We start from the raw sequence: 12,640 nt of genomic DNA, 5'->3' as shown, positions 1-12,640 counted from the left end.
TTATGTGCTTACTATTTTGATTCGTGTAAACGGCGGTGAAGTTCGCCCACTTTTGCCGCAAGCTCCGGAACCGGCCCATCGACGTCCGGATTCGTCAGTATTTCTTTTATGGACAGGTTGCGGACAGGCGAAGGTTCAGTGTTCAGCTCTTTCATCCACTCCGCCAATTGTTCCGATGAACTCGCATAGACGATGCGGCCGAGCCCGGACCAGCCATGCGCCGCTGCGCACATCGGGCAATGCTCGCCTGACGTATAGACAGTCGCATGCGCCCGTTCTTCCGGCGCCAGGTGATTCGCCGCCCAGCGCGCAATCGCAAATTCCGGATGCTGCGTATGGTCGCCTGACGCCACGTGGTTATGGTCCTCGAACAGCACCTCCCCAGCAGCCGATACAAGGACGGAACCGAATGGCTCGTCCCCTTTCTCAAGCGCCTGTTCGGCAAGTTCCACACAGCGCTGCAGATGCTTTAAATCGGTTTCGGTGATCATGTGCGGCTCCTCCTATCCATTTATTGCACTTTAAATAAGTTTACCCACTTAATGGGCGGTTAAGCCCGTTCTACTCCAACTCTTCCTCCGCCAATAATTTAAACCCTTCCACTACCGTATCCTCTTCGACTTCGATGAGGATGCAGCGGCGGCCATTGTAATTGACTTGTTTGACGTAACGTAAGTCTTCGGGGCCGATCTTGATTTCTGCGACTTTCGTGTTGATCTTGATCGATTTGGAGCCGTATTTCGGCACGATATGGCTCGCTTTCATCTCGTACTGGCGGTCATCGGTCACTTGCTGGAAAGCCTGTTCCACTTTCTCCGTGCTGATGTCCTTGATGCCGCTTGCCTTCAAGACGCGCTCGACTTCCTTGGAATCGAGCATCGGTGCCACTTCGTCTTCGTCTTCCGCTTCCACTTCGAGCATGCTGTTGATCTCGTCGTAGACGCCTGCGAGCGTTCTCGAATTGACTTCATCGCCGATCACTTGCTTGACGATTTCTTCAAAGACCACTTTATCGTCTTCTGCGGTGGTGATTTCGTCGCCGTTCAGCACGTTTTCGATAAACTGGAAATCCGGCTTATTGGCTTTTGCCGCGGAATACAGGATGCGGTTGACGTCTGCGGCATTGTTCGTGAAACTCGGGAACAAGAACCCGCCGACCGGCGATGACAGCTTGATGACCGGGTCCGCCATGATGTTCGACTTGAATTCCTTTTCGACAAAATCAAACACCAGCGATGATTTCGGCAGTTCGGTCTGGTTCATGCTGCTGAGGACGAACGGCGTCGTGTACACCTCATCGCGCAGCGCGGCTTCCGTCTCGTCGGGCTCGCGCTTTGTCGTCTTGAAATACGTCCCGCGGATGAAGGTGATGACCATGTCCTTGTCATAAGGCGTCTCCTCGACCATCTTCAAGGCGAGGCGCTGCATATTGTCTTTCCAGCCTTCCGCATCGTCCGCATGGAGCCCTTCGTACAATAGATGCTGCGTATGGTCCGCCTGCCCTTCTTCCGGGCGCTGGAACTTCACTTCGAACAGCTTGATGTCGAGCTTGCCCGCGAGCACTTTCTTGAAATTGGCCAAGAACAGCTCCTGCTGCTCCCGGTCGAGCAAGGAAAACGAGCGGCTCTCCTCGTGGAAGATCTCACTTGTTTCCTGTTTGATGTATACGTTATAAATTTCGGCGATTTTCAATAAATCCGTCTCCAGCTTGAACTGTTTGCGGATTTCGGCAATGTCTTTTTTGTTCATCTCTATTTCCAACTCCCAGCTAGTAAAATCCATATGGTGCAAAAAAAGAGTATCGAAAGCCTGCGCTTTTGACACTGCTCCATTATACCAGTTGACGGGGCATGCAGGTATTGTGCCCTCTCCTGTATAAATAAACCAAAACGGTTTTGCGGGTGGATACGCCAAACCGCTAAACCTTAGGGAGAGATGACTATGCGAGAAGCGGCAAATAATTTCGGGCATGAACTCTTATGGCAAGTCAAAACAGGCGACGAACCGATCTATTCCACTCCCATCTTCGCCATCTTCAGCAACGGCCAGCGGGTCGTCATCTATCAGTCCTGGGACTGGTATTTGTACGTCCGGGTAGCGGAAACCGGCAAATTGGTGTGGCGCTATCTTTTTGGCGCGCCGAATTACGGGCGCCCCCAAGCCGCCGATGTGGACGGGGATGGCAAGGTTGAAATTTTCGGCGCTTCCCATGACGGCCATGTTTATTGCCTGAATGAACAAGGCGAAAGAAAATGGTTCCACTCAAACCTCTATTACCGTGAAGGCAGCGGACAGGTCAGTTCGGCAAGCGAATGGGGCATCACCGACTCAACGAAAGATTGGGCAGCCAATTCTTTCCTGAGGATGGACGGCAAGCACGCCGAACTCGCCATTGTTTCGGGGGCCGGCGCAGGGCAAAAGCGAAAAATCAGCGGTGTCGACACGGCTACCATTTGGGTCGAAGAGGCATTCGACACTTTGCCTGATACCACATCGGCTTACGAGATCCACCCTTTCCATGAATCCGATGTTTATTACCAGCATGCCGGCCAGCTGGTGGAAGAAGCGGATGCTTGGTATCTCTATACAACTTCCTTTGACAATCAATGCGTCAAATTGAAAGCGAGTACGGGTGAGTTGATATGGAAATTCAGCTCGCTTGAACAGAACGAACCGTTTCCGAGCATCGTGGATATAGACGGGGACGGCAAGCTGGAATGCCTATTCAATAGTATCGATGAGCATGTGTACTGTCTGGAAGCGGCGACTGGCAAGCTGAAATGGCACAACCATGCCGGATTTGGCATCGACTGTTTCGGAAGCTATGCGGATCTGGACGGTGATGGCACGCTTGAATACATTATCAACGGACGCGGCGGCCGGACGCTTTACTTGGATGGCGTAACGGGCGAGACGAAATACACATCGACGGATTGGTCGGTTTGGGCGACCAGCGAAACCAATTCAAGAGCGACCGCCTTCGATTACGGACCGGGCAAAAAAGCGGTGGTGTTCGGCGGATTGGCCGGCTTTGTCTATTGCCTGGATGGCCAGGCGAATACCCTGTGGCGGACCTATCTGGCCGCGAATATGCGCGGGTCGACAATTGTCATGGACATCGATTCGGATGGAGAGCAGGAAATCCTGGTCCCCGATATGATGGGCACCATGACGATCCTCAACCCACGCGGAAAAGAAATCGGCCAAATTCACGTCAAGGGCGGCATTGAAGGCACGCCGCTTGTCGGGGATTTGGACGGAGACGGGAAAACCGAAGCACTGTTGACGAGCCTGGATGGCTATGTGAGCCTGATCCGCTTCACTTGAAACAGCTTGCCCTTCCAATGAGTCCGCTGACTGAAACGGCCTGATTCCCCATCTTCATCCGGGCTCAGGCCGTTTTCGATTCCAGGGATTTGCATGGCGTATTCTTATTGCCGAAAAGTTTAAAATCAATCGGATGAATTTACACAAAAATACGAAAAATATAGTGATTATTTATTTTTAATGAATAAACAGTAAACCTATACACCTATATGTAAATTATTTATTATTTATTTTGAAATTCCATTGACACTTTAAGACTATACTGGTTATACTCACATTTAAATTATTTAAATATTTGTTAAAGTCAAACATTTTTATTAGGAGGCGCATCATGGATTTTTCACAACTTTTCTCGGGGCCTTATAGTTTCATCACCGGCTATGTGTTCGTTTATCCCTTCGCAATGGCCTTGTTTTGGATCGCCGGTTCCATCCTGTTCCTCAGGACCAAGGAGTTGAAAAGCGAGCCTTTGGATATTGAAGCGTTCGACTGGCCCATGATCAGCATCCTGGTTCCTTGCTATAACGAAGAGGAAACCATTGAAGAAACCGTCCGCAACCTTGTGGGGCTGTCTTATCCGAAAAAAGAAATCATTTTAATCAATGACGGCTCGAAAGATGGGACGGGCGGGATCCTCAGGACATTATCTGAGCAGTACGGCGATGTCCGGGCCATCCAGCTGCACGAAAATCGCGGCAAGGCGAACGCCCTGCAAGTCGGCTTGTTCGCTTCCAGGGCAGAATACCTCATTTGTGTCGACTCGGACGCCTTGCTGGCCGATACCGCGCCCTATTATTTGATCCACCAATTCTTCAAGCAAGGGGAACGGGTCGGCGCTGTCACCGGCAACCCCACGATCCGCAACCGCAACAACTTGTTGAGCCGGATGCAGCTGGTCGAATACGCCTCGATCATCGGGGCCATCAAACGGACACAACGGCTGCTTGGAAAAGTGATGACCGTTTCCGGCGTAGTGGTCGCCTACCGCAAAAAAGCCCTTGTCGATGTCGGCTTATGGGACCGCGATATGATCACCGAAGACATTGCGGTCAGCTGGAAACTCCAGAAGCGTTTCTGGGACATCCGCTACGAACCCCGTGCGCTGTGCTGGATGCTGGTACCGGAAACGGTATCAGGCATTTGGAAACAGCGGGTCCGCTGGGCGCAAGGCGGGCAGGAAGTCATTCTGCGCCATTGGAAAGTCCTGTTCAACTGGAAACAACGCAGAATCTGGCTCGTGTATCTCGAACAATGGTTCAGCATCCTGTGGGCTTTCTCCTGGCTGTTCATTACGCTGCTGCTATTATTGACGGCCACTACGCTGCAGGAAATGCTGTTCTGGTTCACTTTCAGTTCCTTCGCCTTGGTGTTCATCAGCCTCATTCAATTATTCATCGCCCTGTCCATCGACTCCCGCTATAACGGGAAATTGAAATACTATTTCTGGGCCGCTTGGTATCCGGCCATTTATTGGATGATCAATACCGCTGTCGTCATCGCAGCCATCCCGAAAACCATCTCATCTCGCCTAAAAGGAGGTTACGCTGTATGGAACAGCCCAGACCGCGGTATGAAGAAGAAAGTTTCCTGATCGTCGTCAAGCGCTCCTGGATCTACGCCAGCGTCGACTTCATCTTTTCGATGCTTTGCTGGCTTTATAGTGTATTGGTGGTCTCGTTTATCGTCTCCGCGACTTTGGGGTTCAATAACATCCTGACACGGGTCATGAATTCTTCCTTTAACATGACCAACCAAGACATCCGCCTGTTCATTGCGGCAGCCCTGGGCGTCTTCCTGCTGTTCTATGCATTGCTGTACCTGAATCATGTCTACAATAAAAAAAGGTTTGGCCCATTAAGAAGACGGAGCTACCCCGCCCCGGCAAGCAATGCTGAACTCAAGTCATTGGGGTTGATGAAAATAGAAGCGATCGAAAAACTGCAAAGCGAAGACTATGCCGTTTTTGAAACGAACCCGATTGTCCCTCTTGGAGGTGAGAGCGTTGATCAAAAAGATTTTTATTTGGACGACCATTATCGCATTAATTAGCCTGTTTTTCCTGTCACGGAAAGAGCTGTTCGCCGAAGCGTTCTCAGCCGACAAGCCCGCCATGTCCTTTCCGGAAAAATTGACCGAAGATGGCTGCCTCGGCTTGAATTATCACCGCGTCCAGGACGATGCCTTATTCGTCAAATCGGCGCGCACCGTGCTGCAATCCAATGAATTGGTGCAATACAGCGTCCTGAAAAGCGAATTTCAAGCACAAATTGACGCCTTGGTCGAAGCGGGTGCCAATTTCTTGAACGAAGAACAATTACTGAAGGCAAAAGAAGACGGCGACTTCCCGGAAAAATGTGCGTGGATTTCCTTTGACGATATCGACGTGTCGGTGTACGACAATGCTTTTCCCATCTTAAAAGAAGCGAACGTGCCATTCACCATGTTCGTCATTGCAGGGCAAGTCGGCAATAAGGACTTCAGCAACCTGGAAATGGCCACATGGGACCAGCTCCGGGAGATGAAGGACAGCGGCTTGGCTGACTTCGGCTCCCATACCTTTGATATGCACCGCTTCGAAGGCGAGACACCTGTCTTTTTGGTTCCCGGGCAAGCAGACGCATTCAGGGAAGACCTGAAGAAAAGCGTCGAAATGATCGAGTCGGAACTGGATGTCACGGTGAAAAGTTTTGCCTATCCTTATGGCAATACCAATGAACGGGTCGCCCGCATCTTGAAAGAACAAGACCTTGAAGCCGGCCATATCCTAGCCCCTCAAGTCATCCGGCCGGCGGATGACAATTATTGGATCAACCGGGTCATCGTCAACCAGACGACTTTCGATGACGTGCTGCTTCCTTACCTGGAAAAAAATTAAAAGTTGAAGCGGATCCCAAGAGCAATCACGGCTTCTGCACGCTCTGCCAGGAAGCTCCTTTCTATGGAGCTTTCCTTTTTTATTCAATGAATTGATTCCTGCCCTCTTCATTTGCTCCGGCGATCCATTATTTGCCCCATCTGGGACTGATAACTATCCGCTTCTCCCGCCACGCTGAAAAACGTATCGTAAAGGCGGAATGATAATGAAAAAATGGCTTCCACTAACAGCCACCCTCCTGCTGTCAGGCTGTTCCATGCAGCCTGCCCAGCCAACTGAGGATACAAGGAAATATGCGCATGGCGTGTCCATCGTCGGAAATACGGTGCTATGGTCTGAAAAAAGTGGGGAACAGCGCAAAGATGGCTGGACCCATGATATTTATAAAAAAGAAATCGACGAAAACCAATTCGACACACTCGTTTCCAATCCGGAAGCACAAGAACCGGTCAGCGCCAGTTCAACCGATGAAACGAGCATCATCACCTATGAGGACGGCTATGATTCATACAATAATGTTTCCCAGCGCTATAAGCTCTATGGTGACAATTGGCAGCCATTGTATGAAGGCACCTTGCTCGATGGGGGGCATTCCGGGCATGCAGCTTCGACAAATGCGCATCACGTCCTTTTTTGGTCCCATGGCTGGGTCAACGGCGGCGGTGTAAACGACCTCGGTTCGGGCAAGGAAGTCATCGTCTCAACTGTTTCAAATGAAGGCGAAGTTTTGCATGACATCAAACTATCGCAAGCAGATGACCGCGACAGCTGGCCGATGCTTGCCGCTTCCGACGACAATGCGCTGCTCGTTTGGCAGCAATTCAATGACGATGCCAGCGAAGCCTCCCTCCGTTTCGCTGTTTATGATCCGGTTGCAAATGAACTGACTGTCACGCCGTCCGAATTATTGCCGCAAGTGAATTTTTATATCTACAGCGTCTCTTATGTGCCAGCGGCGAGCCAGTATGTCGTCGCGGCCCAGACGAATAGAGGCGGCACCTTGTTATTGCTTTCAAAAGAAGGGGAAGTCATCGACCAAATCGATGCCCCCCGCCTGGTCCGGGAAGCCGCCCCGGCCATAGAAGGAAATACATTGGTCTTCCCGCAGCTGCCCGCGAATTATTTCACCGTCCACGTTTCGGATGACCAGCTCCAGCTGAATTCTTCCGATTCATTGGATATCAGCTGGGGTACATCCGGCACCACCGGCGTGTTCCTCGATGAGCGGCGTGTGTATTTTGCGACTTTGGACAAAGAAGGCTTGCAGGAAGTGACGGTGGAGTTGGACGAAGCAGCTCAATAATTCCACGTACAAAAATAAGGAGCCATCCCTAAGCAACTCAGGGATGACTCCTTTTTATTTTCTCCAGACACTTGCCATTTTAAAGAATCAGCAGCAATGCCGGAATGGTAACGATGCTCGCCAAGGTGCTGACGAACATTGCGCTCGATACCATGTCCGGGTTCATATTGAATTTGATGGCCAAAAGCGTCGTCGTGGCAGCCGCCGGAGTTGCCGCAGAAATGAGCAACACCTTCGCTTCCAGCGACCCTCCCGGATACAGCCAGGCCAGCAGCACGAACGCGATCGCCGGGAACGCAGCCAATTTCAACACAGCCGCCGTCCCGATAAACTTCAGCACGGTCTTGATCTGAATCGATGCCAAGGTGATCCCGAGTAGCGTCAGCAGCACCGGCACCGCCGCCTGCCCGAGCAATCCCGTGGCATTGCCGAGCGCCTCAGGCACCCCGATGCCCGCTATTTTCAGAACCAGCCCGATCGTGATGGCAATAAATCCTGGCATACGGATGATAGTAATGAAAATCGCCTTCTTCGACACATCGTCATGGTTTGATGCATAAAAGATGCCAGCCGAATTCATCAGTAAGGATTGCATGACGACGTAAATAATAGCGATTGCCATCCCCTCGTCCCCGAAAGCGAAAAACACGATCGGCAAGCCGTAATTCCCGGTGTTCGGAAATGCGCTCGCGAGCATCATCGTATTGCGATACGACAGAGTCCACCCAAATACGATTCCAAGAAGCTTAATGAGCACGGCAAAGAGAGCGAATAACAATACGGCAAACAGCACAATTCTTCCTAAATCCCCCAAATCCAGCGAAGACGTCGTGACGGAATGGAAAAATAAGGCCGGGCTGAACACGTAGATGCACAAATCCGATACTGGCTTCTTTTCGATGTCCATGAATCGGCCAACAAAAAAGCCGATGCCGAGCAAAATAAAGACCGGCAAAATGACATTGATGATTTCACTGACAATCACGGCGTTCACTCTCCATCAGAAAGAGGGAAAGGATTTCTCCCCTCCCTCAGATTATAATTAATTAAATGAAAAACGGTATAAATATACTGGCCAATAATAAGATCAAGGCGCCGCCGAGACGGGACGAAATTTGAGCAAACGGCATCAACTCCATGCGTCTTGCCGCAGACAGCACCGCGACATCGCCCGTTCCGCCCATATTCGCCATGCATAGCCCTGCTGTGATGGCCGCTTCGATCGGATAGAAGCCCATGAATTTCCCGACGACTCCTGCTCCAACGACGGCACCGATAACGACTGCCAAGACAATGAGCACATATTGAATGCTCAAGGCATTCAGCACAGCTTCGAGATCCGTATACGCGACCCCAATGCCCACTAGCAAGGCGTTGGTCCAGTTGCGCGCCACGAACTCATACCACTGGCTCGCGCCTTCTACGATAATTTCCGGCATGACGTTGGCAACTTTGAGCGCTGCCACCAAAACGATCATGATCGCGTACGGATGAAGCGGGATAAAATCACCCAATAAGTTCCCTATAATATAGAACGACACCGCAGCCAAGACGCCGATGCCCATTTTCGCCAAATCGTAGCTAGGCGTTTCTTTTTTCTCATAATGAAAATTGCGGATCAGCTGGCCATTCCCCGTCAAACTCGGGTATTTATCGCCGATCAAGTTCAATACACTCGCCAAGATGATGGCGAAGACATTCCCGAGCGCCAAAGCTGGGACGAGTATCGATAAATAATAGCCAGGTTCATTGCCAAGCATTTCCGAATAGACTTGAGACATCGGCACAGCGCCTGCCCCCATACCGCCGCCCATGATCGGCATGGCGATGACAAGCACCGCTTCCTGGATGCTGAAGCCTAATACCATTCCGACTAAGGCAGCCAGTCCAACCGCTCCTGCGACCGCAGCAAGCAATGGCAAGGCGTAGCGGACGCCCGCTTTCACCAGGATCTTCGATTCCATTCCCAAAATACTGCCGGTAATCAAAGCCGCAATATAGAAGTTGAGGAAATCGCCGTCTTTCATGAATTCTGTAATTCCCACCGTCGTGCTTTCAGGCATAAGACCACTATAGACCATATAAGCGGATCCGAAAATAGCGACAATCGCGCCGCCTCCGAGGAACGTGCGGACGATTGGCATATGATTGCCGAACCAGCCCAATAATTCACCGAGCACCATGGTAATTAGCAACGCGCCGATCATGCCGGCCGGCAAGTTTTCGGTATACATCGCATAAATCGCAATAACCGCGAAAACTGCGAACCATAGAAACGGCATGTTAAAAATTGTGAATTTGTCTTTCAAATTTCTCGCCGGCAACTGCGGCGGAACCTTATTTGTTTCCTTCATCGTTGGACACCTCGTTTTCTTGAGCTTGCGCTATTCAGGTAAGCGCTTTCAATGTATTTCATATTTTAGACAAATTTCAGACAACTTCTAGCTTATGAAAGTATTGATTTTATTGTAATTAAAAAAAGCACCCGCATTGGCTGCTTTTTTTGAGTGTCGCGAAACCGTATTTTCCGAAGCTTATTGCTCGCTTTCCACGGGCTCGCGCCCAAGCCTCCTCAGCCGCTTCACTGCTTGCGGGGTCTCGGTCGTCTCGCTATTCCGTTGGAGTCGAGCAAACGCTTCTCCAAACACTCAGACATCTCACTGAACTATTAGATGACGCAATGTTTTCCAAAGCCCCACCTTAACCCTCAAAGATAAGGATCGAGACGATGTGCGTTTTCCGGCGCCACACGGTATTGATAGATAGGCCGGCCGACGCCGTAGGTCAAATCTTCCTGCAAATAGCCGATGGCGCTGAGGAATTTCAGGTATTTCCGGACGGAGACCCTGGAAATGTGGGCTGACTGCGCCAGTTCATCTGTTGAAAACACCGCAGCTTCGTTCGCCAGGATCACTTGCTGGATGGTCTGTAGCGTTCCTTTTGTCAGCCCTTTCGGCAATGATTGCACCGTGGCTGATGTAGAAGTGGCTGGCTGTTTTCTGCCGAGCAGGCTGTCGATTTCCTGCTGGCTGATTTGTTTATTATCGTTCAGTTTATGGAAATGTTTTTGGTATTGCAGCAGCGCTTCCTGGAAACGGCTGAACTCGAAGGGCTTGATCAAATAATCGGAAGCCCCGAGCCTCAAGGCGTGCTGGATTTGCTGGATTTCAGAAGCTGCCGTGATCAAGATGACGTCGAGATCCTGCTGTTGTTCGCGGAGCATCTGCAAAAATTCGATGCCGGTCAAGCCCGGCATGTGGATGTCGAGCAATACCAAATCGATGTCCGACTCCGCGAGGATCGCGATGGCCTGCTGGGCGTTTTCGGCGGCGCCGATCACCTCAAAGCCGTCCATGCGCCCGACAAATTGTCGGTTCAAGGCAGCCACCATTGGGTCATCTTCTACTATCATTACCTTAATCATCTGTTTCACCCCTTGCTTCATACGGCAGCACCAACTCGAATGTCGTACCTTCGTTTTTCTCGGAGGCCACTTCAATCGAACCTTCGAGTTGGTCTACGCTATTTTTCACCAAATGCAATCCGAATCCGCGGTGGTAGCCTTCCTTGCTGGAGACGCCTTTTGAGAACATCGTTTCCTGCAATTCCTCATCGATCCCCGTTCCTGTATCGCTGATCGTGATTGTCAGCAATTCATCGATATAGGAAAATGCGGCGTGCACCCGCTTTTGGTGAGTCGCTTGGACGTTATCGATCGCGTTGTCGACCACATTGCCGATGATCGTAATCAACTCGTGAGTGACCGCGGGGTCGTCCGGTTTTGGGATATCGGTCTCGCAGCTGATCATCAGTTCCACTTGTGCTTCTCTCGCGAAACTGATTTTCCCCAGGATAAAGCCTGCCAGCACCGGATCCTTGATGGAGCGCGTCACATTGCCGACTTCTACAGCCTGGTGGTCGACCAATTTTGCGATAAACTGCGAAACTTGCTCGTATTGCTCCATTTTAATCAAGCCGAGCAAGACATGCAGTTGATTCATGAATTCGTGGGATTGCGCCCGCAACGTTTCCGCATACATCTCGACGCCGGTCAATTGTTCGGCAAGCAAATCGATTTCCGTCTTGTCCCGGAACGTCACCATCGCGCCGATCACTTGACCGTTCACCACTAAAGGCACTTGGTTCGACAAGATCGACAGGCCATTGAGCTCCTGCTCTTCATCCAAAACGGTATGTTTTTCAAGCAATACACGGTGCGTGTTGAGGCCTGGCAGAAAGTCATGGATCTCCTTGCCGATCGGCTCACGGCCCGTGAAGCCCGCTTTTTCGAACAGCTCTCTCGCCGACCGGTTGGCGAGCATGATGCGTGAATGTTGATCGATCGCGATGACGCCTTCGTAAACGGAATGAAGCATCTGGTTGCGTTCTTCATGGATGCGCGCAATTTCGGGAGGTTCCAGGCCGAACAGGCTCTTTTTAATATATCGTGCCAAGTACAATGCGCCGATAATGCCGAACAATAAACCGCTTAACGACCCGATCCAAAGCGTCTTTTGATTTTGCCCGATCGCCGCTTCCACTTCCTCTAAGGAAATACCGACTGCGACCGCGCCGATTTGTTTATCGTCTTGATCAAACACCGGCGTGAACGCTCGGACCGATTGCCCGAGCGTCCCTTCCGCACGCGACGTGTATTCCTCGCCTGCTAGTACACGGCGTTCATCGCCCCCGGCAAACCCCTTGCCGATATTGTCCGGATTCGGATGCGATTTGCGGATGCCGTCCATGTCCATGACGACGACAAACAACACATCTGCGGCTTGTTGCACGGCCAACGCATAATCCTGTATATTCGCTTCCGCCGCTTCCCTCTCCAAGCCTTGGCGAATCACTTGCGACTCTGCGGCGGTCCGGGAAATACTGACGGCTTTATCTTCCAACTGCTGCTCGATCCGGTCGCCCGATGTATCGGCCACCAGCAGATTGGTGATCACGAGCGACACCAACACCACCAATAACACAAACAGGATAATGATCGTACTCAATTTAAATCGCGACAAAAACGCCATGATGCACCTCATTCTTTACTGCGGAAAAGTTCTTGTAAACAGATGTTTCTACTATAAGCCAAATCCGCCCTAAAGAAAATCGGGGGAATGAACCAAAAAACAGCC

The 12,640-nt window shown here is 51.0% G+C and carries 11 protein-coding genes; 5 read left to right on the top strand and 6 right to left on the bottom strand.

The window, feature by feature from the left end; genetic code table 11:
- Positions 1–11: 11 nt before the first annotated feature.
- Both DP119_RS11795 and DP119_RS11790 read right to left on the bottom strand, forming a co-directional pair.
- Complete coding sequence (locus DP119_RS11795) at positions 12–491, bottom strand: nucleoside deaminase (RefSeq protein WP_112233365.1); 480 nt, start codon at positions 489–491, stop codon at positions 12–14.
- 70 nt (positions 492–561) lie between these two features.
- Complete coding sequence (locus tag DP119_RS11790; protein WP_112233364.1) at positions 562–1,749, bottom strand: DUF4317 domain-containing protein; 1,188 nt, start codon at positions 1,747–1,749, stop codon at positions 562–564.
- Positions 1,750–1,941: 192 nt separating this feature from the next.
- Here DP119_RS11790 and DP119_RS11785 point away from each other — a divergent pair, with 192 nt between their 5' ends.
- The 5 genes from DP119_RS11785 to DP119_RS11765 all read left to right on the top strand — a co-directional run bounded on the left by DP119_RS11785 (position 1,942) and on the right by DP119_RS11765 (position 7,505).
- Positions 1,942–3,327, top strand: coding sequence for an outer membrane protein assembly factor BamB family protein (locus DP119_RS11785; protein WP_167399228.1), 1,386 nt, complete (start codon positions 1,942–1,944; stop codon positions 3,325–3,327).
- 331 nt (positions 3,328–3,658) lie between these two features.
- Positions 3,659–4,918, top strand: a complete 1,260-nt coding sequence (pgaC, locus tag DP119_RS11780; RefSeq protein WP_112233362.1) for a poly-beta-1,6-N-acetyl-D-glucosamine synthase — start codon at positions 3,659–3,661, stop codon at positions 4,916–4,918.
- The gene (locus DP119_RS11775) at positions 4,876–5,376 is read left to right on the top strand and encodes a hypothetical protein (protein ID WP_112233361.1); all 501 of its coding nucleotides are present in this window, start codon (positions 4,876–4,878) and stop codon (positions 5,374–5,376) included. The genes pgaC and DP119_RS11775 overlap by 43 nt, the downstream gene beginning before the upstream one ends.
- A complete protein-coding gene (locus tag DP119_RS11770) occupies positions 5,330–6,202 on the top strand; it encodes a polysaccharide deacetylase family protein (RefSeq protein ID WP_167399227.1) in 873 nt (290 codons plus the stop codon). Before DP119_RS11775 ends, DP119_RS11770 begins: the two co-directional genes overlap by 47 nt.
- Positions 6,203–6,407: 205 nt before the next feature.
- Positions 6,408–7,505 carry a YdgH/BhsA/McbA family protein gene (locus DP119_RS11765; RefSeq protein WP_112233359.1) on the top strand — a complete coding sequence of 366 codons (1,098 nt, stop codon included), beginning with the start codon at positions 6,408–6,410 and terminating at the stop codon, positions 7,503–7,505.
- Positions 7,506–7,584: 79 nt separating this feature from the next.
- Here DP119_RS11765 and DP119_RS11760 read toward each other — a convergent pair whose 3' ends face one another.
- From DP119_RS11760 to dcuS, 4 genes are all read right to left on the bottom strand, one after another.
- The gene (locus DP119_RS11760; RefSeq protein WP_167399226.1) at positions 7,585–8,490 is read right to left on the bottom strand and encodes an AEC family transporter; all 906 of its coding nucleotides are present in this window, start codon (positions 8,488–8,490) and stop codon (positions 7,585–7,587) included.
- 61 nt (positions 8,491–8,551) lie between these two features.
- Positions 8,552–9,859: a 2-hydroxycarboxylate transporter family protein gene (locus DP119_RS11755; protein ID WP_112233357.1), complete on the bottom strand. Its 1,308-nt coding sequence runs from the start codon at positions 9,857–9,859 to the stop codon at positions 8,552–8,554.
- Positions 9,860–10,212: 353 nt separating this feature from the next.
- A complete protein-coding gene (locus DP119_RS11750) occupies positions 10,213–10,929 on the bottom strand; it encodes a response regulator (protein ID WP_101192073.1) in 717 nt (238 codons plus the stop codon).
- Positions 10,922–12,535 (bottom strand): DcuS/MalK family sensor histidine kinase, encoded by a 1,614-nt coding sequence (dcuS, locus tag DP119_RS11745; RefSeq protein ID WP_112233356.1) that lies wholly within the window; start codon positions 12,533–12,535, stop codon positions 10,922–10,924. Before dcuS ends, DP119_RS11750 begins: the two co-directional genes overlap by 8 nt.
- Positions 12,536–12,640: the final 105 nt, after the last annotated feature.

This window comes from Planococcus maitriensis (assembly GCF_003289925.1).
Lineage (GTDB): Bacteria > Bacillota > Bacilli > Bacillales_A > Planococcaceae > Planococcus > Planococcus maitriensis.
This window is presented reverse-complemented; position numbering and strand designations above follow the sequence as displayed.